General features: G+C 72.7%; 23 protein-coding genes. 5 read left to right on the top strand and 18 right to left on the bottom strand.

Annotated elements, in window-relative coordinates; genetic code table 11:
* Positions 1-85: 85 nt before the first annotated feature.
* The 3 genes from ACX25U_RS08655 to ACX25U_RS08665 all read right to left on the bottom strand — a co-directional run bounded on the left by ACX25U_RS08655 (position 86) and on the right by ACX25U_RS08665 (position 5,045).
* On the bottom strand, positions 86-2,662 hold the full coding sequence (locus ACX25U_RS08655; protein ID WP_454390234.1) for a polynucleotide kinase-phosphatase: 2,577 nt from the start codon (positions 2,660-2,662) through the stop codon (positions 86-88).
* On the bottom strand, positions 2,659-4,137 hold the full coding sequence (locus tag ACX25U_RS08660; RefSeq protein WP_454390236.1) for a 3' terminal RNA ribose 2'-O-methyltransferase Hen1: 1,479 nt from the start codon (positions 4,135-4,137) through the stop codon (positions 2,659-2,661). Before ACX25U_RS08660 ends, ACX25U_RS08655 begins: the two co-directional genes overlap by 4 nt.
* A 131-nt stretch (positions 4,138-4,268) precedes the next feature.
* Positions 4,269-5,045, bottom strand: coding sequence for a hypothetical protein (locus ACX25U_RS08665; protein WP_454390238.1), 777 nt, complete (start codon positions 5,043-5,045; stop codon positions 4,269-4,271).
* 220 nt (positions 5,046-5,265) lie between these two features.
* Here ACX25U_RS08665 and ACX25U_RS08670 point away from each other — a divergent pair, with 220 nt between their 5' ends.
* Entirely contained in the window at positions 5,266-5,763 is a 498-nt protein-coding gene (locus ACX25U_RS08670) for an NUDIX hydrolase (RefSeq protein ID WP_454390240.1), read from the top strand.
* Positions 5,764-5,794: 31 nt separating this feature from the next.
* Here the strand turns inward: ACX25U_RS08670 and ACX25U_RS08675 are convergent, their stop codons facing one another.
* The 6 genes from ACX25U_RS08675 to ACX25U_RS08700 all read right to left on the bottom strand — a co-directional run bounded on the left by ACX25U_RS08675 (position 5,795) and on the right by ACX25U_RS08700 (position 10,461).
* On the bottom strand, positions 5,795-6,718 hold the full coding sequence (locus ACX25U_RS08675; protein WP_454390242.1) for an LLM class F420-dependent oxidoreductase: 924 nt from the start codon (positions 6,716-6,718) through the stop codon (positions 5,795-5,797).
* Positions 6,719-6,807: 89 nt separating this feature from the next.
* The gene (locus ACX25U_RS08680; protein ID WP_454390244.1) at positions 6,808-7,278 is read right to left on the bottom strand and encodes a DUF6099 family protein; all 471 of its coding nucleotides are present in this window, start codon (positions 7,276-7,278) and stop codon (positions 6,808-6,810) included.
* 169 nt (positions 7,279-7,447) lie between these two features.
* Positions 7,448-7,795, bottom strand: coding sequence for a nucleotide pyrophosphohydrolase (locus ACX25U_RS08685; protein WP_454390246.1), 348 nt, complete (start codon positions 7,793-7,795; stop codon positions 7,448-7,450).
* Positions 7,796-7,830: 35 nt separating this feature from the next.
* A complete protein-coding gene (locus ACX25U_RS08690; RefSeq protein ID WP_454390248.1) occupies positions 7,831-8,220 on the bottom strand; it encodes a cell division protein SepF in 390 nt (129 codons plus the stop codon).
* A gap of 208 nt (positions 8,221-8,428) precedes the next feature.
* The gene (locus ACX25U_RS08695) at positions 8,429-9,415 is read right to left on the bottom strand and encodes a polysaccharide deacetylase family protein (RefSeq protein WP_454390250.1); all 987 of its coding nucleotides are present in this window, start codon (positions 9,413-9,415) and stop codon (positions 8,429-8,431) included.
* A gap of 44 nt (positions 9,416-9,459) precedes the next feature.
* Entirely contained in the window at positions 9,460-10,461 is a 1,002-nt protein-coding gene (locus tag ACX25U_RS08700; RefSeq protein WP_454390252.1) for a glycoside hydrolase family 11 protein, read from the bottom strand.
* A 369-nt stretch (positions 10,462-10,830) separates the two neighbouring features.
* Here ACX25U_RS08700 and ACX25U_RS08705 point away from each other — a divergent pair, with 369 nt between their 5' ends.
* Positions 10,831-11,301, top strand: coding sequence for a cation:proton antiporter regulatory subunit (locus tag ACX25U_RS08705; protein ID WP_454390254.1), 471 nt, complete (start codon positions 10,831-10,833; stop codon positions 11,299-11,301).
* A 4-nt stretch (positions 11,302-11,305) separates the two neighbouring features.
* Positions 11,306-12,562 (top strand): cation:proton antiporter, encoded by a 1,257-nt coding sequence (locus tag ACX25U_RS08710; RefSeq protein ID WP_454390256.1) that lies wholly within the window; start codon positions 11,306-11,308, stop codon positions 12,560-12,562.
* Positions 12,563-13,229: 667 nt separating this feature from the next.
* Here ACX25U_RS08710 and ACX25U_RS08715 read toward each other — a convergent pair.
* The 3 genes from ACX25U_RS08715 to ACX25U_RS08725 form a co-directional block, all read right to left on the bottom strand.
* Complete coding sequence (locus ACX25U_RS08715) at positions 13,230-14,558, bottom strand: enolase C-terminal domain-like protein (RefSeq protein WP_454390258.1); 1,329 nt, start codon at positions 14,556-14,558, stop codon at positions 13,230-13,232.
* 91 nt (positions 14,559-14,649) lie between these two features.
* Positions 14,650-15,987, bottom strand: coding sequence for a gluconate:H+ symporter (locus ACX25U_RS08720; RefSeq protein WP_454390260.1), 1,338 nt, complete (start codon positions 15,985-15,987; stop codon positions 14,650-14,652).
* Positions 15,988-16,123: 136 nt separating this feature from the next.
* Positions 16,124-17,101 carry a 5-dehydro-4-deoxyglucarate dehydratase gene (locus ACX25U_RS08725; RefSeq protein WP_454390262.1) on the bottom strand — a complete coding sequence of 326 codons (978 nt, stop codon included), beginning with the start codon at positions 17,099-17,101 and terminating at the stop codon, positions 16,124-16,126.
* A gap of 90 nt (positions 17,102-17,191) precedes the next feature.
* Between ACX25U_RS08725 and ACX25U_RS08730 the strand changes: the two genes are divergently transcribed.
* A complete protein-coding gene (locus tag ACX25U_RS08730; RefSeq protein ID WP_454390264.1) occupies positions 17,192-17,980 on the top strand; it encodes an IclR family transcriptional regulator in 789 nt (262 codons plus the stop codon).
* A 95-nt stretch (positions 17,981-18,075) separates the two neighbouring features.
* On the opposite strand, the gene ACX25U_RS08735 is transcribed toward ACX25U_RS08730, so the two are convergent.
* Positions 18,076-18,246: a hypothetical protein gene (locus ACX25U_RS08735; RefSeq protein ID WP_454390266.1), complete on the bottom strand. Its 171-nt coding sequence runs from the start codon at positions 18,244-18,246 to the stop codon at positions 18,076-18,078.
* A 477-nt stretch (positions 18,247-18,723) separates the two neighbouring features.
* Positions 18,724-19,347, bottom strand: coding sequence for an RNA polymerase sigma factor (locus ACX25U_RS08740; protein ID WP_454390268.1), 624 nt, complete (start codon positions 19,345-19,347; stop codon positions 18,724-18,726).
* Positions 19,348-19,560: 213 nt separating this feature from the next.
* Between ACX25U_RS08740 and ACX25U_RS08745 the strand changes: the two genes are divergently transcribed.
* Entirely contained in the window at positions 19,561-20,595 is a 1,035-nt protein-coding gene (locus ACX25U_RS08745) for a MerR family transcriptional regulator (protein WP_454390270.1), read from the top strand.
* 190 nt (positions 20,596-20,785) lie between these two features.
* Here the strand turns inward: ACX25U_RS08745 and ACX25U_RS08750 are convergent, their stop codons facing one another.
* From ACX25U_RS08750 to ACX25U_RS08765, 4 genes are read right to left on the bottom strand one after another with little or no spacing between them, the layout of a single operon-like run.
* On the bottom strand, positions 20,786-21,796 hold the full coding sequence (locus ACX25U_RS08750; RefSeq protein WP_454390272.1) for a DUF5914 domain-containing protein: 1,011 nt from the start codon (positions 21,794-21,796) through the stop codon (positions 20,786-20,788).
* Positions 21,793-22,809 (bottom strand): phytoene/squalene synthase family protein, encoded by a 1,017-nt coding sequence (locus ACX25U_RS08755; protein WP_454390274.1) that lies wholly within the window; start codon positions 22,807-22,809, stop codon positions 21,793-21,795. Before ACX25U_RS08755 ends, ACX25U_RS08750 begins: the two co-directional genes overlap by 4 nt.
* A complete protein-coding gene (crtI, locus tag ACX25U_RS08760; protein ID WP_454390276.1) occupies positions 22,806-24,347 on the bottom strand; it encodes a phytoene desaturase family protein in 1,542 nt (513 codons plus the stop codon). Before crtI ends, ACX25U_RS08755 begins: the two co-directional genes overlap by 4 nt.
* Positions 24,344-25,855, bottom strand: coding sequence for a polyprenyl synthetase family protein (locus ACX25U_RS08765; RefSeq protein WP_454390278.1), 1,512 nt, complete (start codon positions 25,853-25,855; stop codon positions 24,344-24,346). Before ACX25U_RS08765 ends, crtI begins: the two co-directional genes overlap by 4 nt.
* Positions 25,856-26,108 lie beyond the last annotated feature (253 nt).

Here is a 26,108-nt window from a genome sequence, read left to right on the forward strand (position 1 = left end):
CTCCTTGTTCTCGTCCACTTGACGACAAACAGGTGCGGCGGGGAGCGGTCCGCCCCGGTGGTGGGGCGGACCGCTCCCCTTCGCGTCACAGCCGGGGGTCCACCGGCTCCGACTCCAGCGCGAGGACGCCGAACACCGCCTCGTGCACCCGCCACAGCGGTTCACCCTCGGCCAGCCGGGCCAGGGCCTCCAGGCCGAGGGCGTACTCGCGGACCGCCAGGGAGCGCTTGTGGTTGAGGAAGCGCCGGCGCAGGCGGGCGAGGTTGTCCGGGCGGGTGTACTCGGGGCCGTAGACGATCCGCAGGTACTCGCGGCCGCGGCACTTGATGCCGGGCTGCACCAGGCGGCCCTGCTCGGTGCGCACCAGCGCGCCCAGCGGCTTGACGACCATGCCCTCGCCGCCGCGCCCGGTCATCTCCAGCCACCAGTCCACGCCCGCCCGCACCGACTCCGGGTCGGCGGTGTCGACGTACAGGCGGCGCGTGGTCCGCAGCAGACCGGTGCCGTCGTGCTCGACGAGGCGGTCGATCAGCACCAGCTGCTCGTCGTGCGGCAGCCCGGCGAGGCTGCGGCCCTGGACCGCCAGGATCTGGAACGGCGCCAGGCGGACGCCGTCCAGGCCGTCGGTGGTCCAGCAGTAGCGGCGGTAGGCGGCCGTGAACGCGGCGGCGTCGGCGGCCCGTTCGCGCTGGTGGGCGAGCAGGCCGGTGACGTCGACGCCCCGGGCCGCGGCGCCCTCCAGCGCGGCCAGCGCGCCCGGGAACACCGCTTTGGAGGCCGCGCCGACCGCCGCGTACTGGGTGCGCAGCAGCCCGGAGGCCTTCAGCGACCAGGGCATCAGCTCGGCGTCGAGCAGAAGCCAGTCGGTGTCGAGTTCGGTCCAGAGGCCGGCCTCGGTGATCGCCGTGCGCAGACGGCCGAGGATCTCCTCGGTGACGACCGGGTCGTCGAAGAAGGGGCGGCCGGTGCGGGTGTAGAGGGAGCCGGTGGGGCCGTCCACCCCGAACCGCTTGCGCGCGGCCTCCGCGTCCCGGCAGACCAGGGCCACCGCCCGCGAACCCATGTGCTTCTCCTCGCACACGACCCGCGCGACCCCGTCCTCCCGGTACTGGGCGAACGCCTCCTCCGGGTGCTCCAGGAAGTGTCCATCAGCGGCTCCGCCGCGGGCGTCGGTCTTCGAGGTCGCCGTCGGCGCCATGGTCGGCGGCAGGTACGGCAGCAGCCGCGGGTCGACCGCGAAGCGGCTCATGACCTCCAGGGCCGCCGCCGCGTTCTCCTCGCGGACGGAGACCCGGCCGGCCTCACGGGTCTCGACGACCCGGCGGCCGTGCACGTCGCCGAGGGCCGGCGGGCGTCCGTCGTGCCCGCCCGGCGCCTCGGTGCGCAGCGGTTTCACCGGCTCGTACCAGATCCGCTCGGCCGGTACGTCGACCAGCTCCCGCTCCGGCCAGCGCAGCGCGGTCAGCTTGCCGCCGAAGACGACGCCGGTGTCCAGGCAGATGGTGTTGTTCAGCCAGGTGGCCTCCGGGACCGGAGTGTGGCCGTAGACCACGGCCGCCCGGCCCCGGTAGTCCTCCGCCCACGGGTAGCGCACGGGCAGGCCGAACTCGTCCGTCTCCCCGGTGGTGTCGCCGTAGAGCGCGTGCGAGCGCACCCGGCCCGAGGTGCGGCCGTGGTACTTCTCCGGCAGACCGGCGTGGCAGACGACCAGCCGGCCACCGTCGAGGACGTAGTGGCTGACCAGCCCGTCGATGAACTCCCGTACCTCCTGCCGGAACTCCTCGCTCTCGCCCTCCATCTGCGCGACGGTCTCGGCCAGGCCGTGCGTGTGCTGGACCTTGCGGCCCTTGAGGTGACGCCCGTACTTGTTCTCGTGGTTGCCCGGCACGCACAGCGCGTTCTGGGACTTCACCATGGACATCACCCGGCGCAGCACACCCGGGGTGTCGGGGCCGCGGTCGACCAGGTCACCGACGAAGACCGCCGTACGGCCCTCGGGGTGCACGCCGTCGGTGTAGCCCAACTTGCCGAGCAGGGCCTCCAGTTCGGTGGAGCAGCCGTGGATGTCGCCGATGATGTCGAACGGACCGGTGAGGTGGGTGAGGTCGTTGAAGCGCTTCTCGGTGACGACCGAGGCGTTCTCGACCTCCTCCACGCCGCGCAGGACGTGCACCTTGCGGAAGCCCTCGCGCTCCAAGCGCCGCAGGGAGCTGCGCAGTTCGCGAATGTGCCGGCGGATCACCCGGCGCGGCATGTCGGCCCGGTCGGTGCGGGCCGCGTTGCGCTCGGCGCACACCTCCTCCGGCACGTCCAGCACGATGGCGATGGGCAGCACGTCGTGCTTCTTCGCCAGGTCGATCAACTGGCGGCGGGCGTCCTGCTGCACGCTGGTGGCGTCGACGACGGTCCGGCGGCCGGCCGCCAGGCGCTTGCCGGCGATGTGGTGGAGCACGTCGAAGGCGTCGCGGGTGGCGCTCTGGTCGTTCTCGTCGTCGGAGACCAGGCCGCGGCAGAAGTCGGAGGAGAGGACCTCGGTGGGCTTGAAGTGGCGGCGGGCGAAGGTGGACTTGCCCGATCCGGAGGCGCCGACGAGGACGACGAGGGAGAGGTCGGTTACGGGCAGGACGCGCCCTCTGCTGGTGGGGATCCGGGTCTCGGTCATGCCGCTTTCGCCTCCTTCTCTGTCTTGTCTGCGGTGGTTCTGATCGTGAACACGGCCATCTGGGTGGGCGGCCCGACCTCGGGGTCGTCGGGGCCGACGGGGCGGAACCCGACGTCGTAGCCGTGGCGTTCGGCCACGGCGTGCGCCCACCGGCCGAACTGGGCGCGGGTCCACTCGAAGCGGTGGTCGCGATGCCGGACGTGTCCGGCGGGGAGGGTCTCCCAGCGGACGTTGTACTCGGCGTTCGGGGTGGTCACGAGGACCGTGCGGGGGTGGGCCGCGCCGAACACCGCGTACTCCAGGGCGGGCAGCCGGGGCAGGTCCAGGTGCTCGATCACCTCGCTGAGCACGGCGGCGTCGTAGCCCTTCAGCAGCTTGTCGGTGTAGACGAGCGAGCCCTGCCGGAGCGTGACGCGGGCGGCCTGCCGCTCCCCCATCCGGTCCAGCTTCAGCCGCCGGGCGGCGATGGTGAGGGCCCGTACGGACACGTCGACGCCGACGATCTCGGTGAAGCGCGCGTCCTTCAGCAGCGTCCGCACCAACTGGCCCTCGCCGCAGCCGAGGTCGAGCACCCGGGCGGCGCCGGACTCCCGCAGTGCCGTGACGATCGCGTCCCGGCGCTGCACGGCGAGCGGTGTCGGTTTCTCCTCGGCCTCGGTCTCGGTCGCCACGGCGTTGTCGAGTTCGCCGACCTCGCTGTCGTCGGCCTCGGCCAGCCGGATCAGCTCCAGGCGCTCCATCGCCTGCCGGGTCAGCGACCAGCGGCGCGAGAGGTAACGGCTGGTGATCAGCCTCTGCTCGGGGTGCTCGGGCAGCCAGCCCTCGCCGGCCCGGAGCAGCTTGTCGACCTCCTCGGAGGAGACCCAGTAGTGCTTGGCGTCGTCGAGGACGGGGAGCAGGACGTAGAGGTGGCGCAGGGCCTCGGCGAGGATCACCGCCTCGGACTCCAGCACGAGCCGCACGTACCGCGAGTCGCCCCACTCGGGGAACTCCGCGTCCAGCGGGACCGGTTCGGCGGTGACCGTCCAGCCGAGCGGCTCGAACAGGCGCCGTACGAGGTCGGGTCCGCCGCGGGCGGGAAGGGCCGGTACCTCGATGCGCAACGAGCGGGCCTCGCCCGGGAGTTCGGGCCGTGCGTGGCACACCCCGCGCAGGGCGCTGGAGAACACGCCGCTCAGCGCGACGGCGAGCAGCGAGGAGGCGGCGTACGGCCGGTCGTTGACGTACTGCGCGAGTGCCGCGTCGGGTGCGCCGCCGCGCCCCTTTCCCTTGCCCCGCCTGACCAGAGTCACCGGATCGACCTCCAGCAGCAGCGCCGCCGTGCAGCGCTGCTCGTCCGCCTCGGGGTAGAGGACGTGCGCGGTGCCGTAGGAGGTGGAGAACGCCTGCGCCTTGCCCGGGTGCTTGTGCAGCAGGAAGCCGAGGTCGGTGGCCGGGCGTTCGGCGGTGCCGGTGGTGGTGATGGTCAGGAACATGCGGAGAACCTCTCCGGCTGGGTGGACGAATGCGGTGCCGTACACGGCGAAGCCCCCTGAGACCGTGATCCCGGGGGCTCGGCAGGACGACGCCCTCACCCTGGCACAGGCCGGGCGACCGGCGCCTTCCTTTATTTCCCCGACTGTTTTCCCGACTGGTTCCCCGACTGTTTTCCCGACTGGTTCCCCGACTGTTTTCCCGACTGGTTCCCCGACTGTTTCTTCGCCTGTTTCCCCGCCGCCCGGTCGAGTGCGCGGCGGACCGCGTCCTCGTTCCTGCCGAGCGTGATCTCCTCCAGGGGGTTGTCGTCGCGGCGGGAGAAGTTCTCGCCCCGCGCGAAGGTTTCGGTGTCGACGGTGCGCCCGCACCACTCGCCCTTGCCGACGGTGCGGTCGTCGAAGGGGACGGAAGCGCCCTCGCCGAGCACGACGAGGCGGCCCTCGTCGTCGTACCGGAGGGCGAGGATGTAGGTGTGTCCGGTCTCCAGGCGCGGCTGGTCGGCCGCGGTGCGTTTGGCGCGGCTGCCGTCGGACCGGTACGTCTGCCAGCCGGGCGCGGTCAGCTCGAAGCCCTTGCCGATGTCCCGGCCGGGGTGCCGGCGGGAGGTCCACAGGACGGCGGAGGTGTCGAAGGCGACCGTTCGGTCGGTCGAGGCGGCGATCGGGCCCTTGGGGTAGTCGCGGCGGTTGGTCTCCGCTTCCCGCACCGGCGAGGCGACGACGACACGGTCGGCGTAGGTGACCCACTCCCGCGCCGTGTCGGACGGCCAGCGGTCCTCGGTGAGCCCGCAGCCCACGACGGTGTCGAGCCCGCCGTCGCCGACGACCACCGCGGTGCCGATGCCGGCGGCGGCGAGCAGCGCGGCCAGGGGACGGCGCGAGGTCGGTGAGGAGTACGCACGCGGCATCAGCGGCCGCCCGCCGGGCCGGGAGTGATCGTTTCTGACATGCGCCAAGCCGACCAGACATGATCATTACAAGCTGTGACGGAAGCCACTCCTCCTGCCACAGGCGTGTCACCGGCGTGTCACAACTGCCTGGCCGTCGTTGTCAGTACGGAAGTGCCGGCGTCGGCCGAGACCGTCCGGGAGGGCGTGAGCAGTGGAGTGGTTGCCCCGCGAGGAATGGGTGAAGACGCAGCCTCAGGCGCTCCTCGCCGCATGCGTGGTGATGCTGGACGGCGAGGACCGCCTGCTGCTCCTGCGGTACGGTCCCGGCCAGCCGGGCGCCGGCCGGTGGTGGCTGCCCGGCGGGATGCTCGACCACGGCGAGGACCCCTGGGCGGCGGCCCGCCGCGAGACACGCGAGGAGACCGGCCTCGAACTCGGGCCGCTGCCCACGCTGATCGGCGTGGACCACCGCGTGGACGTCCTCGGTACCGGCCCGGTCCTCGACTGCTTCTTCCACGGCGGCACGCTCCCCGACGGCCCGCGCAGGGCCGTACGGCTGAGCTCCGAGCACGACCGGTACGGCTGGTTCGCCCTCGACGAGCTGCCCGGCCTGTCGCTCGCCGCCCGGCTGCCGGCACTCGCCGCGCTGCACGCGGCGGCGGTGAACGGCACGGTGGTGTGCCTGCGGGAGGGCGTCCCGTGGTGCGGACCTGCGGCACCGGGAGGGCGGCCCTGAGACGTCACGGTGCCGTGGGGCGTCCGCGCGGCTACGACAGCTGCGACTGGACCTGGGACGAGATCAGTTCCAGGTGGTCGAGGTCGGAGAGGTCGAGGACCTGGAGGTAGATCCGGCCGGAGCCGATCTCGGCGTAGCGGCCGATCTTGTCGACGACCTCGGCCGGGGAGCCCGCCAGGCCGTTGGCCTTCAGTTCGTCGACCTCGCGGCCGATCGCGGCGGCGCGGCGGGCGACCTCCTGGTCGTCCCGGCCGACGCAGACGACGAGGGCGTTGGAGTACGTCAGGTCGTCGGGGCGGCGGCCGGCCGCCTCCGCGGCGGCCCGTACCCGGCCGAACTGCCGCTCGCTGTCGTCGATCGAGGCGAACGGGATGTTGAACTCGTCGGCGTACTGGGCGGCCAGGCGCGGCGTGCGGGTCGCGCCGTGCCCGCCGATGAGCACAGGGACCTTCGCCTGTGCGGGCTTGGGCAGTGCGGGTGAGCCGGTGAGCTCGTAGTACGTGCCGCGGAAGTCGAAGGTCTTGCCGACCTCCGTCGCCCACAGGCCCGTGACGATGGCCAGCTGTTCCTCCAGGCGGGCGAACTTCTCCTTCGGGAACGGGATGCCGTACGCCTTGTGCTCCTCCTCGAACCAGCCTGCCCCCAGCCCCAGTTCGACCCGGCCGCCGGACATCTGGTCGACCTGGGCGACCTGGATGGCGAGCACGCCGGGCAGCCGGAAGGTGGCCGCCGTCATCAGCGTGCCGAGGCGGATGCGCCTGGTCTCGCGGGCCAGCCCGGCGAGGGTGATCCAGGCGTCGGTGGGGCCGGGCAGGCCGTCCACCTCGCCCATGCGGAGGTAGTGGTCGGAGCGGAAGAAGGCGTCGAAGCCCAGGTCCTCGGTGGCCTTGGCCACGGCGAGCAAAGTGTCGTAGGTCGCCCCCTGCTGGGGCTCGGTGAAGATGCGAAGATCCATGCTCTCCATCCTGCACGCCGGCCGGCGGACGGGCGGACGGGCCCCACCGGTGGCCGCCGTCCTCCCGTCCGCCAGTCGGATGACGCCCCTCAGCCCGCCTCCCGCTCCGGCAGCGCCTCCTCCCGCGCCGCCAGCTTCCGCAGCATCTCGCGGACCCGGTCCCTCGACTCGTCGGCGGCGTCGATCGCCTCCATGCACTGCCAGTACGTCGCCTCGTCGGCGGCCGAGCTCGCGATGCCGACGAGGGCGATACCGGCCTCGCCGAGCAGCACGTCCAGGCACAGCAACGCCTGGCGGGCGTCGTCCAGTTCGGTGAGCCGGGCCGCCCGTAAGTCCCCGGGGTCGAGGTCCGGCGCGTCCAGCACTCCGCAGCCCCGGCCCGCCAGCTCCGTCAACCCCAGTGCCTCGCCCCGCAGTTCGGGCGGCCCGGAGACCGCCAGCCGACTGCCGACCGCCTGCGCCAGGGCCTGCGCCTGCCAGACCTCGGCCAGGATGACGGGGGCCTCGCCGCTCCCCGCCAGGGCACGCCTGCTCGCCAGGATGAGCCGCACCGCATCCATGCGCTGCCCCTGTCTCTCGACGTGCTCCGGCGCACGTCCGCCCGAACTCCGTTGTCCACTACCCAGAGTGAAGGCAGGTGGGGCGAAAAGCCAGAGGAAGGCGGAAATCTGTGGACAACAAATCGATTTCGACCGGGGGAATCATCACGAAGAGTGATAGTGGAGGGTTTCATTCCCCCAGCGGGAACCGCCGCTCGTTCCGGTCGATCTTCGCCTCCAGCGCCGTCAGCGGGTCCACTCCGAGCACCTCGCACAGTTGCAGCAGATACGCGAGGACGTCCGCGATCTCGTCCCGCACGCGGTGCGCGGTCCCGGGGTCGGCCATGACACGGGCCGACTCCTCCGGGGTCAGCCACTGGAAGATCTCGACGAGCTCGGAGGCCTCCACGCTGAGCGCGGCGACCAGGTTCTTCGGGGTGTGGTACGGCTGCCAGTGGCGGACCGCGGCGAACTCGGCCAGTCGCCGCTGCAGCGCGGCCAGGTCAGGGCGCTCGGAGTGCTCGGAGTGCTCGGTCACGGCACCAGATCTACCACCGGCACCTGACGCGCGGCTCACCCGCCCGTGGCCGCCGCACTCTTCATGAGCCCGCTCACCTCGGTGCCGGGCGGCGTGAGCAGGAACACGTTGCGGTCGACGCGGTGCATCCCGCTGCCCAGGCCGAAGACGACCCCGGTGCTGAAGTCCAGGACCCGCTTGGCCACCTCGTTCTCCGCGCCGGTGAGGTCGAGCAGGACCGGGACGCCCGCCATCAGGGTCTCGGCGACCTCACGGGCGTCCGCGAACACGTTCACCCTGAGGACGACGAAGCGGCGGCGCATCTCCGTCTCCGCCTCCGGCAGCGCGCGGTGGTCCACGGAGGACGGCCAGGCGTCGCGGCCCCGCAACGGGACGACCTGGGCGAGCCCTTCCCACTGTTCATCGGTGACGTCGTGGCCGTTCACCGGCTCCCCCTGTCCTGACTCGCGTTCCTCGCCTGTACCCGTCCAATTCTTACGCCACGTCACTCGTTCGGCCCAACAGCGACACGGCCCGCGACAGCAGGGGCCGAGCTTGTCCGAAAGCGATACGGAGACGGCATGAACGGAACGCCCGTGGCGCGGCCGTCACGGACCGCCGCGCCACGGGTGGGTTTCCGGGTGCCCGGAGGGGCTAGCTCGTACTGCAGGAGACCGTGGGCCAGGTCCGGTTGCCGTTGTGCTGGATGGTCACGCCCCAGTTGTTGCCGTTGCCGTTGGGCCTGGCGGTCAGCACCTGGGCGCTGGGATAGCTCGCGCTGACGTTCCAGGTGGCGATGATCTTCGCCGGGGACGGCACGTTCATCGTCACCGTCCAGTTTCCGGAGCCGCTGACCGAGACATCGAGGTTGTAGCGGTCACTCCACTGCTGACCGGCGGACAGCGTCGCGGTACAGCCGTTCGAGCCACCGCCACCGCCGTTGCCGCCGCCGTCGGGGGCGACGGCGCGGCCCGTCTGCGGGGAGATCATGCCGGCGCACAGGCCCTTGGCGGCCAGTGTCTGGGCGATGCGCGGGATCGCGGCGAGGGTGTTGGCGGGCCACTCGTGCATGAGGATGATCTGGCCGTTGCCGAGCCGGGAGACGGCCTGCACGATGGCGTCGGTGCCGGCGCCGTTCCAGTCCTGCGAGTCGACGTCCCAGATGATCTCGGTCAAACCGTACTTGGCCTCGACCGACTTCACTGTGGAGTTGGTCTCACCGCAGGGCGGGCGGAACAGCTTCGGCGTGCCTCCTCCCGCGTTCGCGATGGCCTGCTGGGTCCGGGAGATCTCGGAGTCGATCTGCGACTGGCTCTGCTGGGGCAGATGGGGGTGGGTGTAGCTGTGGTTGCCGACCCACATGCCCGCGTCGACCTGGGCCCGGACCTGGGCCGGGTAGGAAGCGGCGTACTGGCCCTGGTTGAACATCGTGGCCCGCAGCCCGTTCTGCCTGAGGGCGTTGAGCAGGGCCGGTGTGCGGTCGTTGGACGGGCCGTCGTCGAAGGTGAGTCCGACGTAGCCGTTGCAGGTGGCCGCCTGTGCGGGGACGGCGTCGACGGTGAGGGTGCCGGCGACGGCCAGCGCGGCGGCGGCCAGTCCCGTGACCAGGGAGCGTAATGACAGAAGCGGTTTTGCTCTCACGTGAGGTGGGCCTTTCCTTGACGTCTCGGTCGTGTGGAGGGCGGTCAGCTCGTACTGCAGGAGACCGTGGGCCAGGTCCGGTTGCCGTTGTGCTGGATGGTCACGCCCCAGTTGTTGCCGTTGCCGTTGGGCCTGGCGGTCAGCACCTGGGCGCTGGGATAGCTCGCGCTGACGTTCCAGGTGGCGATGATCTTCGCCGGGGACGGCACGTTCATCGTCACCGTCCAGTTTCCGGAGCCGCTGACCGAGACATCGAGGTTGTAGCGGTCACTCCACTGCTGACCGGCGGACAGCGTCGCGGTACAGCCGTTCGAGCCACCGCCACCACCGCCGTTGCCGCCGCCCGAACCGGAGTCACCCACCGTGATGTTGGAGTTCCCGCTGCTCTGGTAGCCCTCGGTCGCGAGGATCATGTAGTTGAAGGTGCCCAGGTTCATGCCGTTGCGGGCCCAGGCGTCGAAGTGGTTGCCGGTGGTGATGGTGCCGCCGGTCCGCTTGGACTGCCTGACGCTCCAGTACTGCTTGAAGGTCTTGATGCCTTCGATGGAGGGGGCGTTGACGCGCGTCGTCTCGTAGATGTCGTACGTGCCGCCGTCGCTGGTGACCGTGCCCTTGTACGTTCCCGTGGGCCGGTAGGTGCCCCAGTTGTCGACGACGTAGTACTCGACGAGCGGGTTGGTCGTCCATCCGTAGAGGGCCAGGTAGGCGTTGCCGGACGGGTTGAAGCTGCCCGAGTAGTTCACGCTGCGGCGTCCGCCGGTGCTCCAGCCCTTGCCGGCGACGAAGTTCCCGGTGTTGCTCCATGAGGTGCTGTAGTTGCCGCCGGAGCCCATGTTCATGGAGACGGTGCCCTGGCTGTCGGTCCAGAACGAGTAGTAGTAGCCGTTGTTGGTGCCGGTCTGATTCGTGGTGACGACGGTGTCGGCCCTGGCCGTGCCGGGCAGCGTCATCGCCGCGAGGGCGGCCAGCGCGATGGCGCAGACACTCCTGATGAGCAGCGCGAAGCGACCGCTTTCGCGGTCCTTCGTCCGGACGAGCGCATTCATGTCCGTGCGTCCTCCTCGTGAGGGCTGGTGGGGGGCGGTGGCGCGACGGAACCCGGCGGGCTCGACGCCGCGCATCGCATGGCAGTGTTGATCTGACCCCGTCAAGTGTCAACAGTTTCGGTAAGAGTTTCGAAACGTTCGCCTCGCCCGATGAGCCCCGAAAGGGGCGAACTCCCAGCTCATCGGCTATGCCGATTCAATCGATACCCATCAGCAGCCAAGTACACGGATCTCAAGATCAAAAAATGACCGGGCAGCATCGAAACTTTCGACGGTAAAGCCGGCCGGGCAAAGTAGTTAAAGTCTTCGGGGTTCAACCAGGAATCCGCATTGACGCCAGACAGGGAGACAGCCATGGGGGCTGCACGCATGAGCAGAACGCCGCTGCCCGGTATAGGGGTACGTTACGACCTGACCACGAGGGAGCGGCGCCGTCTGTCGGTCGTGGCCCACCGGGACGGTTCACGGACCCTCGGCGCGTACCGGGACGACGACCCGGACGCCTGCGCCCTGTCGATACGGCTGACCTCGTGGGAGGCGGAGACCCTCATCGACGCGTTGGCGCCGACGCACCACAGCCCGAATCTGCTGTCGACCACCGAGCTGGGACTGGTGGCGGAACGGATCGAACTGGCGGCGACGTCCCACTGGAACGGACGGCTGCTGGGCGACACCCGGATGCGTACGGAGACCGGTGTGTCGATCGTGGCCGTGCTCCGCCTGGCGGAGGCGATCCCCTCCCCCGGCCCGGACTTCCGCCTGGCCGGCGGTGACACCCTGATCGTCATCGGCACACGCGAGGGCGTCGACGCCGCCGCCGCGATCCTCGGGCGGGAGTGAGTCTATGCATTCCTCCGCGATCTTTCTGATCGAGTTCGGTGCGATCATCCTCGCGTTGGGGCTGCTGGGCCGGGTCGCCGGGCGGTTGCAGTTCTCGCCGATCCCGCTGTACCTGCTGGCCGGGCTGGCCTTCGGCAAAGGAGGGCTGCTGCCGCTGGGCGCCAGCGAGGAGTTCGTGGCGATAGGCGCCGAGATAGGCGTCATCCTGCTGCTGCTCATGCTCGGCCTGGAGTACTCGGCCAGCGATCTGGTCTCCAACCTCAAGACCCAGTACCCGGCCGGTCTCGTGGACGCGGTGCTCAACGCGACGCCCGGAGCCGTACTGGCGCTGCTCCTGGGCTGGGGGCCGGTCGCGGCCGCGGTGCTCGCCGGAGTCACCTGGGTCTCGTCCTCCGGAGTGATCGCCAAAGTGCTCGGCGACCTGGGGCGGCTGGGCAACCGCGAGACCCCGGTCATCCTGAGCATCCTGGTCCTCGAGGACCTGTCGATGGCGGTCTACCTGCCGATCATCACCGCCCTGCTCGCCGGGACCGGTCTCGCGGCGGGCAGCGTCACCCTGGCCATCGCCCTCGGCGTCGCCGGGCTGGTCCTGCTGCTGGCCGTGCGCTACGGCCGTCACATCTCCCGCTTCGTCTCCAGCGACGACCCCGAAAAGCTGCTGCTGGTGGTGCTGGGGCTGACCCTGCTGGTCGCCGGTCTCGCCCAGCAGCTGCAGGTCTCCGCCGCCGTCGGCGCCTTCCTGGTCGGCATCGCCCTGTCCGGCGAGGTCGCCGAGAACGCGCACAACCTGCTCACACCGCTGCGGGACCTGTTCGCCGCGATGTTCTTCGTCTTCTTCGGACTGCACACCAACGCCGCGGACATCCCGCCCGTCCTCCTGCCCGCCCTCGCCCTGGCGATCGTCACCACCCTGACGAAGACGGCCACCGGTTACTGGGCCGCGAAGCGGGCCGGGATCTCGGCCAAGGGCCGCTGGCGGGCCGGCGGCACCCTCGTCGCCCGCGGCGAGTTCTCCATCGTCATCGCCGGACTCGCCGTCACCGCCGGTATCGAGCCCTCCCTGGGCCCGCTGGCCACCGCGTACGTACTGATCCTGGTCATCGCCGGCCCGCTCACCGCCCGCTACACCGAGCCGATCGCCCGGCGCCTCACCGGCCGCGGGGACGTCGTCCCCGCGAATCTGAGCCTGCCCCAGGGGACGCCGGTCACCACGGCGACGGGCCCGGCCGCGGCGGACGAGCAGGACCCGACCGGCCGGTGACGGCCCGGAGCGCCGGAGCCGTCAGTCGTCGGCGCCGGGTACGGCGGTTGCCTGGTGCTGGTGTCGCGCCGGCTGCCGGGCCGGGTGTCGGTGAACACCGACGACCTGCGCGGCAGCCGGTCGGCCGGAGAGCGTCTGAATGAATGCGGCAGATGTACATCTCCGCTCGCCGGGCCGGTCCTCTGTGTCGCGTGAGGCGTGGGCGGGGTCACGGGAGAGCCCTGCCGGCCCTTTTCGGGCGGCAGGGCTCTCCCGCGCAGAGCGCCGCGGGCGCGGGGCCGGTTCTCGAAGGCCGTCGAGCGCGGGGCCGGCGGCGATCCGGGCCGTCGGGGCCTGTCCGGCGGGTCATGCCGCAGGCGCGGGGTACGGCACTCCCCCAAGCTCTTCGAGCAGGGGGACCCCCACCCCGAGCCCTTCGAGCAGGGCCCCATCGCCCCCGCTCACCCGGGCCGATGGCCGACCGCCGGTTTCCTGCGACTTGACCCGCCGGACGGGCCCTGAGCAGCCTTGGTGAAGTCCGGTGCGATACCGCGCCCCGTAAGGGGCGCGGGGCTGTATTGATGTGCGGCTCCTCCCCCAAGCTCTTGACGAGCAGGGGGACCCCCATCGTGGGCGCGACCAGCCCCCATCGGCCCGCAGGTTCATCACCATGCTTCCAGCGGAGCGCTCAGCGCACCAGGCAGGGGCGCTTGGCGTCGAACGTCCAGCCAGGCACGAGGTACTGCATCCCGGCGGCGTCGTCCCGCGCCCCCAGCGCCTCCTTCCGGTAGAGCTCATGGGCCGCGAGGAGGCGGTCCATGTCGAGTTCGACGCCCAGGCCGGGGGCGTCGGGGACGGCGATCTCGCCGTCGACGATCCGTGGCGGGGCGAGGGTGAGCCGCTCCAGGCCCTCCTGCCAGATCCAGTGCGTGTCCAGGGCGTTGTACTCACCCGGGGCCGCGGCGCCGCAGTGCGTGATCATGGCGAGTGAGACGTCGAAGTGGTTGTTGGAGTGACAGCCCCAGGTCAGGCCCATCGCGTTGCACAACTGGGCCACGCGCACCGAGCCCTGCATGGTCCAGAAGTGCGGGTCGGCCAGCGGTATGGACACCGACTGCAGGGCCAGGGCGTGGGTCAGCTGCCGCCAGTCGGTGGCGATCATGTTGGTCGCCGTCGGGAGGCCCGTGGCGCGGCGGAACTCGGCGAGGACCTCGCGCCCCGAGTAGCCGCCCTCCGCCCCGCAGGGGTCCTCGGCGTAGGTGAGCGTGCCCACCAGCGGTGAACACAGCTCGACCGCCTCGCGCAGGGACCACGCGCCGTTCGGGTCCAGGGTGATCCGGGCTGCGGGGAAGCGGTTCTTGAGCGCGCGTACGGCCTCCACCTCCTCGGCACCGGTCAGGACTCCGCCCTTGAGCTTGAAGTCCCGGAAGCCGTACAGGTCGTGGACCGCCTCGGCCTGACGGACGATCGCCTCGGGTGTGAGGGCCTCCTCGTGCCGGATGCGGTACCAGTCGACGTCCGAGTCGCGCTCCCGGACGTACTCCAGGTCCGTGCGGTCGGGGTCGCCGACGTAGAAGAGATAGCCCAACACCCGTACGGAATCACGTTGCTGACCGTCACCCAGCAGGGCCGCGACCGGTACGCCGAGGTGCTGGCCGAGCAGGTCGAGCAGTGCCGACTCGACGGCCGTGACGGCGTGCACGGTGGTCCGCAGGTCGAAGGTCTGGGTACCTCGTCCGCTCGAGTCGCGGTCCGCGAACCGGCTTCCGATGTCGCGCAGGACGCGCTTGTAGTCGCCCACCCTCGCGCCGACGACCAGCGACTCGGCCTCCCGCAACGTCCGGGTGATCTTCTCGCCGCCGGGCACCTCCCCCAGTCCGGTACGGCCTTCGGAGTCCGTGAGGACGACGATGTTGCGGGTGAAGAAGGGACCGTGGGCGCCGGAGAGATTCAGCTCCATGCAGTCACGGCCGGCGACGGGATAGACGGCGAAGTGGGTGACGGTGGGCTGGCTCATGCGTGTCGGGCTCCTTGGGTGCGAGCTCGGGTCCGGGGGTGAGGCGGGGTTGTGATCAGGTGCTCCGGATGCCTCAGGTGCTTCGGAGGCATCAGAGGCTGAGGACGTCGAGGACCCATTCGCCCGCCAGGACGCCGCCCAGACCGAGGACCGCGAGCACTGTCGTATAGGTGGTGCGGACCTTGATCGCCTGGATGACCGAGAGGTTGAAGTACTCCTTGAACAGCCAGAATCCCGGGTCGTTGACGTGGGAGAAGGCGATCGACCCGCACGAGACGGCGAGCACCATCATCTCGGGGTGGATCCCGCTGCCCGCCAGAAGCGGCAGCACCACACCGGAGGCCGTGACGACGGCGACCGTCGCCGAGCCGAGCGCGACGCGGAGGATGACGGCGATCAGCCACGCCAGGATGATCGGCGAGACCGACCAGCCCTCCGTGACGTCCTTGATGTAGTCGGAGATCCCGCCCTCGACGAGGACGTTCTTGAAGGCTCCGCCCGCACCGATGACCAGGAGGATCATCGCCATCGCCTGGGCCGCCGAGGTGCAGGAGGCGCTGACGTCCGCCAGGCTGCGGCCGATCCGCGGTCCGAATGCCCAGGCCGCCAGGAGGAGGGTCAGCAGGAGCGCGATCGGTGCCGAACCCAGGAAGGCAACCACGTGCAGGAACGGGTTCTCGCCGGTCGTGGCCATGTCGATCACGGCAGCGCCGGCGATCAGTACCACCGGGAAGAGAGCCACGAACAGCGACCAGCCCATGCCGGGCATCTCCTCGTCGGTGAACTCGCTTTCGCTGACCAGGCCCTGGGGTATGGAGGGGTTCATCGCCCTGACGAACGGCAGGCGCGGCCACAGGAGCGCGATGAGGGCACCGGCCGGTACGGCGATGAAGAGGCCGTAGAAGAGGCTGTGGCCCACGGAGGCGTGGAAGGTGGCGGCCACGGCGGTCGGGCCGGGGTGCGGCGGCAGGAAGCTGTGCATCGTGGACAGGGCGATCGACATCGGGAGGCCCACCCACAGCAGGTTCACCCTGGTGACCCTGACCAGGGTGAACGCGATGGGCACGACGATGATGAAGGCGACCTCGTAGAACATGGTCACGCCGATGAGCATGGACGTGACCACCATGGCCACCTGGACCCAGCGCGGCCCGAAGGCGTCGAGCAGCCGGCCGGCGATCCGCTGGGCGGCTCCGGAGTCGCCCATGACCCGGCCGACCATGGCGCCGAGCCCGATGGTGAGCATGGTGTCGCCGATCTGTCCCCCGATGCCCTTCGAGAGGACGTCCGGGATGCCGGCCACCGGAATCCCCTGGGCCAGCGCGACGCCGACCGCCACGAGCAGGAGTGCGACGAAGCCGTTGAGTCTGAGTCGGGTCATCAGGAGCAGCAGCACCACAACGCTGATCCCGACTACGAGGAGTGGCATGTCAGTTCCCCTTCGAACTGTCGAGCTGTCGAGTTGAACGGTCGAGCGGTCGAGCGGCCTATGTGCCGAACCGTCGACCTGCGGCGGGCGGCTCCTCGGCGGGAGCCGCCGGCCGGGGCTGTGGGCGGGTGTTGTCTCAGGCGATTCGCCGGCGTACGGCGCCGACCAGGTTCAGCCCGGCGTCGAGGACCTTCTCCAGGTCGGCGAGGTCGGCCGGGCAGGGGTCGGTGAGCGGAGCGCGTACGGGGCCGACCGGCAGTCCACGCAGCCGGGCCGCGGCCTTGACCAGGGACACGGCGTAACCCGGAACCCGGTCGCGCAGCTCGACCAGTGGGACGTAGAAGTCGCGCAGCAGCTTGTTCACCGTGGTGTCGTCGCCGTCGCGCACGGCCGTGAAGCAGGCGTCGGCGATCTCGGGCGCGAACGCGTGGACGGCCGAGGAGTAGGCCGGGACGCCGACGGTGGCGTACGCGCGAGCCTGGATCTCGGCGGTGGCGGCGCCGTTGAAGAAGAGGAAGCCGTCGGGTGCGGCAAGGGTGAGGCGCTGCAGCCGGTCCAGGTCGCTGTGCCCGTCCTTGAGGCCGATGACCGTGGGGATCTCGGCGATCCGGCGCACGCTTTCGGCGGTGAAGACGACCTGACCGCGCTGGTATGCGATCAGCGGCAGCGGGGTTCCGGCCGCGATCCGGCGCAGCTGCTCGACCAGACCGTCCTGCGGGGCCGCCACGAGGTAGTGGGGCAGGACCAGCAGGGCGTCGGCACCGGCCTCCTCGGCGATGCGGGCGAAGCGCAGTGCCTGTGCCCAGCCGTAGCCGATCCCCGCGACCACGGGCAGCCGGCCATCGGCCACGTCGACCGCGACCTCGACGACCGCGCGGTACTCGTCCTCGTCCAGCGCGCTGAACTCCCCGGTCCCGCAGGCCGGGAACACCGCGCCGGGTGCGGTGGCCAGCTGGGCGGTCAGATACGTCCGGTACGAGTCCAGGTCGAGGACGCCGTCGTCCCGGAAGCTCGTGAGCGGGAAGGACAGCACTCCGCCCGCCATGCCCTCGCGCAGCCGCTGAGCGGCGCCGTCGGCTCCCCCACTGAACCGCTCCACAAATCTCATCTCCATATGTAGATGGCAGACATGTACGGGAACGGAGCTAAGTGGTTGAGCGGGAAACGGTCAAGGGGGCGAACCGTGAAGATTTACGATGTGGCCATGCCTGAGAACAGCCGGGTCCGTGGAGTGAAGTCGGCCGCCCGTACCGTCGCGCTGCTCGAACTGCTCGCCGCACGGGGCGACCGGCCGGCCCGTCTGGACGAGCTCGCCGAGGAACTGGACGTACCGCGCAGCAGCATGTACCAACTGCTGCGGACCCTCGTCGACTGCGGCTGGGTGCGCTCCGACACGACCGGCTCGCTCTACGGCATCGGGATCCGCGCCCTGCACACGGGCACGAGCTACTTGGACAGCGACCCGCACGTGCGCACGGTCCGCCCCCATCTCGACGAGGCCTCGGACGCGCTCGGCGAGACGATCCATCTGGCCCGGCTCGACGGCCCGAACGTCGTCTACCTCGCGACGCGCGAGTCCCACGAGTACCTGCGCACCATCAGCCGGGTCGGCCGCCGGATCCCGGCCCACGCCGGGGCGCTCGGCAAGGCGCTGCTCGCCGAGCGCCCCGACGGCCGACTCCCGCTCCCCGACGGCCCCTTGGCGGCTCTCACGGAGAACACGCACACCGAACGTGCCACGCTGCTCGCCGACCTTGCCGCGGTGCGCGAGCGCGGCTACTCCATCGACCGCGAGGAGACGGTGACCGGCATCGCCGGCTTCGGCTTCGCCCTGCGGTACGACTCACCGGCCACCGACGCCATCAGTTGCTCGGTGCCGGTGGCACGACTCGGCGAGGAGCACGAGGCCCGGATCGTCGCGGTCATGCGGGAGACACGGGCGAAGATCGAGAGTGCCCTGTCACCCGCCTCGGGCGCTCCCGACTGGCGCTGACCCCACCACCGCGCCCGCCTTCCGGGCGGTCCTCTCCTTGAACAGGTGAGAGCCCGCCTCCAAAGCGCGCCCGCCGCAGCGGGCTCGGGAGCGGGTCAGGCTCGGGGACGCGTCGCGCGCTCGGCCCACACGGTCTTGCCGGGACCGAGGCGGTCGCGTACGCCCCAGTCGACGGCGAGCGCGTCGACGAGGACCGGACCACGGCCCCCGTCCTCGTCCGGGCCGGGAGCCACGCGCGCCGGCAGGGCGAGGTAAGTGCCGGTCACCTCGATCCGGACGACGCCCCGGCCCTCCCCGTGCGCACGCCGCGTCGAGTGGCGGAGAAACGCTGCGTGAACGTGCGTACGGGAGTGGCGGTTCGAGGGTTCATGGCCGGCATGCGGGCCGGTCTGCCGACAGTTGACGGGCCGTCGGCAGGTCCGCCGCTGATACAGGTCATGTTGCATTGGTTCATGCACCGGAACGAGCCGGTCGCTGTACGTGAGTATTGATCGGTCGGGCGTGGCACAGCGCGGACGACGAGCGGTACGGGGGGACGTGGTATCGCCCCCGATGACGGCGCCCGTCACGAGTACGGCGCCGCACAGCAGCGAGATCACGCCGAGCAGTCAGCCGCTGCTCGGCCCGGCGATGATCCGCCCCTGCGTGTCGAAAGAGCTGAGCCGGTCGGCTGTGGTCGACGGGGAGTTCGTCCGTCAGTTTCATGAGCTCCCCCTCCTTCTCATACTTGCGTCGATCGTGCCTCAGACCGTTGCGGTGCCCTCGTCCTCCAGGCAGCGGCGCAGGCGGTCGAGGCCGCGCCGGGTGTGGCTCTTGACCGTGCCGAGCGGCCAGCCGGTGATCCGGGCGATCTGCGTCTGGGTCAGGTCCTCGTAGTAGGCGAGACGCAGCACGTGCCGCTGAGCCGTGCTGAGCTGCCGCAGGGCCCTGCCGACGACCAGCCGGTCCAGTACGGCCTCGGGCTCGCCGGCGCCGTCGCGCCCCCGTCCCGGAAGCTGTTCGGCCGCCACTGCGGCCAGCTGGGCGCGGCGTGCCCGGGCGGCCAGTGCGTCGGCCACTTTGCGCCGGGTGATCCCGACGAGCCAGGCGGCCGGTGTTCCCCGCTCCGGCGCGTACCCGTGCCGTCCGCGCCAGGCGTCGGCGAACACCTGCTGGGTCACGTCGTCCGCGTCCCGCGCGTCCCCGAGTGCCTGCCGGGCCAGCCCGTGGACCAGTCCGCCCCACCGGCGGTGGAGCGCCGCCCAGGCGGCGTCGTCCGCGGACGGCGCGGGGTGGGTGTCCGCGGTGTCCGGCGGTGGGTGCGCGGGTCCGGGGCCGATGGTGTCGCTGGTGGTGACGGCGTTCGGGACAGCCGGGATGCGGTCCATGACCACGTCTCTCCTCGTGAGGAAGGTGTGCGTCGCCGGCACGGCGTACGACGCGCCTCCGGTCCGCGGTGAGACCTCGGGCCGCGCCGCGCCGGACGTGCCGCGGTCCGGTGCGTTCAGCGTGTGCCGAAGGAGAGGGTGAGAACAAGTTGCATCGATATAGCATCGGATCGTCCGTTCAGAGGGGCCGTGGAGACGGCGGGACGTGAGGCCATGAGCGACGAGACGGTGGCGGCCGGACTGACCACGGGCGCGGTGGCCCGGCGGCTGGGAGTCTCCCCGACGACCCTGCGCTCCTGGGACCGCCGCTACGGCCTGGGGCCCGCCCTGCGGTCGCAGGGGCGTCACCGGCGCTGGAGTCCGCGGGACGTGGCGATGGTCGAGGAGATGTGCCGGCTGACGGCGGCGGGCGCTCCCCCGGCCGAGGCGGCCCGCGTGGCCCGCCTCACGCACGGCGGGACCCGGCCCTCCACCACCTCGGCCGGCCCTTCCGTCCGGCAGCCGGCGCCCCCGGTGGCCGCGGGGCCCGCCCGCCGCGGCGGTGCCGGCGGGGGACTGCCGCTCGGCGACGTGCGCCAGGAGTGCCGGGGGCTGGCCCGGGCCGCGGTGCGGCTGGACGCGCCGGAGCTGGAGCGCCGCCTGCTGGACGCGGTCGGGCAGCACGGGCTGACCGTGGCCTGGGAGGAGGTGATGGTGCCGACGCTGCGCGCGGTGGGCCGCAAGTGGGAGTCCTCCGGCGACCGTTACGTGGAGGTGGAGCACCTGCTGTCCTGGCAGGTCTCCACCGCCCTGCGCCGTGCGCCGCTGGTGCTGCCGCCGCGCGCGGCGGTGCCCTCGGGCGCCGAGCCTGTGGTGCTGGCCTGCGTGCCCGGGGAACAGCACTCCCTGCCGCTGGAGGCGCTCGACGCGGCGCTGGGCGAACTCGGCGTGCCGACGCGGATGCTGGGCGCCGCGGTACCGGTGGAGGCGCTGCTGGCCTGTGTCCGGCGCACCGGCCCGGCCGCCGTCGTGCTGTGGGCGCAGACCCGTTCGACGGCGTCGCCGCCGCTCGCCCGGCACGTCGCGGGTCTTCAGTGGGGGCCTGCGGGCGCCCGCAGGCGGCCCGTCGTCCTGCCGGCGGGCCCGGGCTGGGACCGGCGTACGGCCGGCGGCTTCCCCCGGTGCGCCGGCCTGCGGGACGCCGTCGAGACGCTGAGCGGCCTGTACGGCGCGGACGGCGCCGTACGCCAACAGCGGCGCCAGGGCTGAATCCGCCGTACGCCACGGGGCCTGCGGGGTCGGCACGCCCGAGCGGCCACCCACCGCGCCGGCATGAGCGCCCGGACGCGCTGCGCACCCCGCGGCCGTGCAAGGCCGTCGGCGCCGCGCACGCTTCCCGCCTCGCCGAGGCCGAGCCGCCGCACGTCCCGCACGGCCCGTACCCTGCCCGACGGTCCCCTCAGCCCGGGAAACGTCCCGTGGAGCGCAGGGCCCAGCGCCGTTCGGCGTAGGCCAGGTCGTCGCGCCACAGGCGGCCCGCGGCGTACCGGATCACCGGGCGCAGCAGGGGGGCGGCACGTCGGGCCACGGCGAATCCGGGCCGTTCGGAGGTGGCCACGACGGCCTCCACCACCGCGGTGCGCGGCCTGCCCAGGGCGTCGCGTCCCAGCGGTGTCGCGTGGGTCTCCACGACGGAGCCCTCGCCCTCGCCGTCGGTGATCCGCATGACGACGGTGCGCGGTCCGGGGGCGGTGAACACCGCGCGGACGGGAACGACGAGCCGTCCGGCGACCTTGAAGGAGACGTCGACCGTGAAGGCGTCCTCCTCCTCGCGCGGGCCGGGGGTGTCCACGACGGTGAGGTCGACGAAGGAGTACGGGTGGAACCAGGCCCCGTGCCAGGGATCGAGACGGTTGGCGACCACGTCGTCCGGCTCGCAGACGCCGGTCCCGGTGTACACGGCCGCCAGCGCGGCGGCCGCGGCGGGACGGGCCGGCACCGGTGGCCGGCCGGTGGGCTCCTCGCCTCCGGCACCGTCCAGCCTCACCCACAGCAGCACCCCGTCGTCGTGGGCGGGCCAGGGCTCCCATCCGGCGAACGGCGTTCCGTCCAGGGCGAGTCCGTGCCAGTGGCACACCAGGGTGCCGCAGCGCACCGGGCTGTCCCGCAGGGGTGCGCCCAGGTGGGGGCAGACGCCGGGCCCGGCGACGGGGCGGCCTCGCGCGTCGCGCCAGAGCACCACCTCGTGGCCCCCGACGGTACGGGCCAGCGGCCGGTCGGCGCGCAGGTCGCGGGAGGCGCCGACGACGTACCAGTTGCCGCTCGGCCGGGCCTGCGCCCGTTTGAGCGCGTCGGCGATCAGCGCGGGCCGGGCCGCGCGCCACGTGGGGCGCTGGCACTCCCAGGCGACGGAGGCGCGGCGCAGACGCAGGGGGAGACGTCCGCGCCGGGGCGGACGGGCGGGTGTCACGCGGCCTCCTTCGGGCGGGAGGGCGGGTGCGGGGCCGTGGCGGGGGCGGGCGCGGTCCCGCGGCGTGCGGCGAGGCGGGCCGCGGTCACCCGCAGCAGGCCGTCGGCGGCGACGAGCGCGCGGCGCCGGCGGGGCACTGCGGCGCGGCGGTGCAGCACCGCCCAGCCGTCGGCGGCGACGGCGTCCAGGATGCCGCCGTACAGCACGAACGCCGTGCGGATGCACGGCCGGGCGACGGGGTCGAGCATCGGCACGCCGGGCGCCGCACGCCGGTAGGCGGCACGGGTGAGGGCCTCGAACTCGCGCAGTGCCGCGGTGACCCGGCGGTCGGTGCGGCCGGTGTCCCGGCAGCGGCGCAGCAGGTCGCGGTCGACGCCGTGCGCGGCCAGCAGGTCGCGGGGCAGGTAGACGCGGCCGCGGTCGAGGTCCTCCCCCACGTCCCGCAGGAAGTTGGTGAGCTGGAAGGCGACGCCCAGTTCGGCCGCGTACGGGGCGGCCTCCTCGCGGGGCACCACGGTGCCGAGGACCGGCAGCATCTGCAGGCCGATCACCGCCGCCGAGCCGTGCATGTAGGCGCGCAGTTCGTCGTAGCAGGCGTACTCGGTGACCGTCAGGTCGCTGCGCATGGAGGCGAGGAAGTCGGCGAAGTGGCGGTGGTCGACGGCGTAGCGGCGGCTGGTGTCCGCGAGGGCGGTGACCACCGGCGCGGCGCCCTCCCCGCCGGCCAGGCCCCGGGCGAGGTCGTCGCCGAGCCGGTCCAGGGCGGCGGCCCGCCGCGCCGTTTCGCCGTCGGCGTGTCCGCCCCGGCCGCCGTCGAGCGCGTCGACGATGTCGTCGGCCCAGCGGGCGAAGCCGTACAGGGCGTGCACGGCGGGGCGCCGGCCGGGAGGCAGCAGGCGGGTGGCGAGGAAGTAGGTGCGGCCGTGCCGGGCGTTCAGCTCGCGGCAGTGGGTGTAGGCGGCGCGCAGGCGTGGGTCGGTGATGCCGGCGGCGTCCAGTTCCCGGGCGGTCACGGTCGTACTCCTTGCTCGAGTCGGCCGGCCGGTCTGCCGGACGCGGCGCGGGGACGGGGTCGGCCGGTGATGCGGGCGGCGGCCAGCTTTCCCGACAGCAGCACGGGCGGCACCCCGACGCCGGGCGTGGTGCCGCAGCCCGCGAGGACGGCGTTGGCGGTGCCGCGCACCAGGTTGCGGGGGCGGAACGGGCCGGTCTGGGCGAAGGTGTGCGCGGCGGAGAAGGGCGTGCCCGCGGCGTGTCCCTGCCCGGTCCAGTCGGCGGGGGTCACCAGGCACTCCTCCTCGATGGCCGACGCGATGCCCGCGAGTCCCCGGTGGTCGAGTTCGCGCAGCAGGCTGTCTCGGTAGCGCGGGGCGAGGCCGGGCCAGTCGGCGGCGCCGGGCCCGATGTCGGTGTTGGGACAGGGCGCGAGGACGTAGTGCAGGTGGCGGCCCGGCGGGGCCAGGGCGGGGTCGGTGGCGGTGGGCCGGGTGATCAGCAGGGAGGGGTCGCTCATCAGCTCGCCGGTGCGGGTGAGTTCACGGAAGGTGCGCCGCCAGGCGCGGCCGAAGGACAGGGTGTGGTGGGCCAGTTCCGGCCAGGTGCGGTCGCAGCCTGCGTGCAGGACCACGGCCGACGGGGCGTGTTTGAGACGCGCCGGGCGGCGCGGGGCCCGGCCCAGCAGGCGGTAGGTCACCGGCAGGTCGGGCGTGAGGACGACGGCGTCGCAGGCGATGCGCCGCTCCTCGGTCACCACGGCGGTGACGCGCTCGCCGGCGCGTTCCAGGCGGGTGACCGGTTGCCCGTAGTGGAACTCCGCCCCGGCCGCCGCCGCGGCGTCGGCCATCGCGCGGGGCAGGGCGTGCATGCCACCGCGCGGGAAGTACACCCCGGCGACGGTGTCCATGTAGGCGATCACCGCGTAGGCGGCCAGGGCCCGCTCGGGCGGGACGCCGGCGTAGAGGGCCTGGAAGGAGAAGACCCGGCGCAGCCGCTCGTCGCGCAGGTGGCGGGCGATGCGCGCCTCCCAGCGGCCGAAGCCGCCGAGCGCGGCGAGGCGGGCCAGGTCCGGGGTGAGCAGCTGGAGCGGTGAGTCGAAGTCGGCGTCGAGGAAGCGGCCCCGCTCGGCCCGGTACAGCTGCCGCAGCCAGTGGCGCAGGCGGCGGTAGCCCGCCGCTTCGGCGGAACCGGCGAACCGTTCGATCTCCGCTTCCATCGTCTCCGCGTCGGTGTGCACGTCGAGGGTGCTGCCGTCGGCGAAGCGCGCCCGGTAGGCGGGGTGCAGCGCGATCAGGTCGACGCGGTCGCGCAGCGACTCGCCGACCGCGGCGAACGCCTCGTCGGCGATGTCCGGCATGGTGAGCACGGTGGGCCCGGTGTCGATCAGGTAGCCGCCGAGCGCGAGGCGTCCGGCCCGTCCACCGGGGTGCGGGTCGCGCTCGACCACGGTGACCCGGCGGCCCGCGCCGAGCAGGTGCAGGGCGGCGGACAGGCCGGCCAGTCCCGCGCCGACCACCACCACGTGATCGGTGGGCCCCGTCAGCGTTCTGGTCACCTGCCCGCCTCCGTTCCCGCGGCGGTCGGTCCGGCGGCGGGCGGTCCGGCGGCGGACGGCGGACCGCCGGGCTGGGGCACCTGGCCGGGCGTACCGGTGATCTCGGCCAGCAGACCGCGCAGCCGGGCCGCCGCGCGCGGCTCCAGGGCGGCCTCGCCGAGATGGCGCAGGCACCGCCCGGCGAGCCGTGCGATCCTCGTCTCCACCAGGTCGCGGGCGCCGGTCGCGACGAGGACGTCCCGCACCTCGGCCAGCTCGTTGTCGGGGAGGTCCGCGCGGCCCACCGCGTGCTCCAGCACGCCGAGCGCGCAGCGGTCGTCGGCGGCCGTGGCGAGGACACGGGCCACGGCCAGCGGATAGGTGGGCTTGCCCTCGCGCACGTCCCCGCCGGACGGCTTGCCGGTGACGCGCGGGTCGGCGAAGAGGTCGTCCAGGTCGTCCCGCAGCTGGAAGGCCAGGCCCGCGCAGCGTCCGGCGCGGCACAGCGTGCGCGTGGTGGCCTCGTCGGCGCCGGCGAGGACGGCACCGAGCTCCAGCGGCCTTTCCACGGTGTACAGGGCGCTCTTGAGGCGGGCGGCGCGGATCGCCCGGGCCGGGGTGAGGACGGAGGTGGCCTGGCCCTGCACGTCGAGGTACTGGCCCGCCACCATCTCCGTGCGCAGGGTGCGCCACACGCCGTTCAGCCGGTGCGCGGTGCCGGGCGGGAGTCCGGGATCCAGCACCAGGCCGGCCAGCACGTCGTCCGCCCAGGCCAGCGCGAGGTCACCGGCGAGCACGGCGGCCGACGCGCCGAGTCGGCGTGCGGCGGAGTGCGGTGCCGTACCGGCGTACTGCTGCTCCACGTCGGCGTGCAGCGCGGGGCCGCCGCGGCGGGTGGGCGCCTGGTCCATCAGGTCGTCGTGGACCAGGGCGCAGGTCTGGATCAGTTCGAGCGCCGCCGCCGTCCGCAGCGCCGCGCGCACCTGGGCGGGGTCCCCGCCGCCGCAGGCCCGCAGGGACCACCACACGAGCCGGGGGCGGATACGGCGCCCGCCGCGCCGGGTGAGGCGGACGACCCGCTCGGCGATGTCGTGGGTGAACACCGCGTCCAGCCCGCGGCAGCCGGTGAGGCGGTCGGCGAGCAGTTCCTGGAGCTCCCGGCCGACGGCGCCCGGCACGTCGTCGTCGACGGCGCGCGCGTCGCCCGCGCGGGCCGCCCGGTCCGGGTGGTCCGGGTGGTCCGGGTGGTCCGGGTGATCCGGGTGATCCGGGTGGTCCGGGTGATCCGGGTGATCCGGGTGGTCCGGGTGGTCCGGGTGGTCCGGGTGGTCCGGGTGGTCCGGGTGGTCCGGGTGGTCCGGGTGGTCCGGGTGGTCCGGGTGGTCCGGGTGGTCCGCGGGAGTGCGGGACCGCGGACCGCGACCGGCCGCGCCGGCCGGTTCCCCGGCCTCCTGGTGGCCGGTCGGCCCGGCGGGCGGCCTGCGCGGCGGGTCTGCCGTGAGACGGCCGATCGCCTGGGTGGAACGCATCACGGATCCTCTCGCCAGTCGGGGAAGCCGGGCCGGGTGCCCCGTGCCTCGCCCGTCCTTCGCACGTCCTTCGCACGTCGTGCTTCGCGGTTCGTCAGGACACATTCCGCGCGGGACGCCTCACCGGATGCGCCGTTCGGTGGACGTGCCGACGCGGCGGGCCCCCGTCCGCACGACACGCTCCCGGCTGCATCCGCCGCGGCCGGCGGGCCGGAAGACTGGCCGGATCAGCAGGCCCGGGAAGGGAGCCGCC

It is taken from the genome of Streptomyces sp. JNUCC 63, assembly GCF_054366325.1.

Excerpts from the sequence above, each read along its gene's own strand:
- ACX25U_RS08655 (WP_454390234.1), bottom strand. The coding sequence starts at position 2,662 with ATGACCGAGACCCGGATCCCCACCAGCAGAGGGCGCGTCCTGCCCGTA.
- ACX25U_RS08660 (WP_454390236.1), bottom strand. The coding sequence starts at position 4,137 with ATGTTCCTGACCATCACCACCACCGGCACCGCCGAACGCCCGGCCACC.
- ACX25U_RS08665 (WP_454390238.1), bottom strand. The coding sequence starts at position 5,045 with ATGCCGCGTGCGTACTCCTCACCGACCTCGCGCCGTCCCCTGGCCGCG.
- ACX25U_RS08675 (WP_454390242.1), bottom strand. The coding sequence starts at position 6,718 with ATGGATCTTCGCATCTTCACCGAGCCCCAGCAGGGGGCGACCTACGAC.
- ACX25U_RS08680 (WP_454390244.1), bottom strand. The coding sequence starts at position 7,278 with ATGGATGCGGTGCGGCTCATCCTGGCGAGCAGGCGTGCCCTGGCGGGG.
- ACX25U_RS08700 (WP_454390252.1), bottom strand. The coding sequence starts at position 10,461 with ATGAATGCGCTCGTCCGGACGAAGGACCGCGAAAGCGGTCGCTTCGCG.
- ACX25U_RS08705 (WP_454390254.1), top strand. The coding sequence starts at position 10,831 with ATGAGCAGAACGCCGCTGCCCGGTATAGGGGTACGTTACGACCTGACC.
- ACX25U_RS08710 (WP_454390256.1), top strand. The coding sequence starts at position 11,306 with ATGCATTCCTCCGCGATCTTTCTGATCGAGTTCGGTGCGATCATCCTC.
- ACX25U_RS08715 (WP_454390258.1), bottom strand. The coding sequence starts at position 14,558 with ATGAGCCAGCCCACCGTCACCCACTTCGCCGTCTATCCCGTCGCCGGC.
- ACX25U_RS08720 (WP_454390260.1), bottom strand. The coding sequence starts at position 15,987 with ATGCCACTCCTCGTAGTCGGGATCAGCGTTGTGGTGCTGCTGCTCCTG.
- ACX25U_RS08725 (WP_454390262.1), bottom strand. The coding sequence starts at position 17,101 with ATGGAGATGAGATTTGTGGAGCGGTTCAGTGGGGGAGCCGACGGCGCC.
- ACX25U_RS08730 (WP_454390264.1), top strand. The coding sequence starts at position 17,192 with ATGCCTGAGAACAGCCGGGTCCGTGGAGTGAAGTCGGCCGCCCGTACC.
- ACX25U_RS08740 (WP_454390268.1), bottom strand. The coding sequence starts at position 19,347 with ATGGACCGCATCCCGGCTGTCCCGAACGCCGTCACCACCAGCGACACC.
- ACX25U_RS08745 (WP_454390270.1), top strand. The coding sequence starts at position 19,561 with ATGAGCGACGAGACGGTGGCGGCCGGACTGACCACGGGCGCGGTGGCC.
- ACX25U_RS08765 (WP_454390278.1), bottom strand. The coding sequence starts at position 25,855 with ATGCGTTCCACCCAGGCGATCGGCCGTCTCACGGCAGACCCGCCGCGC.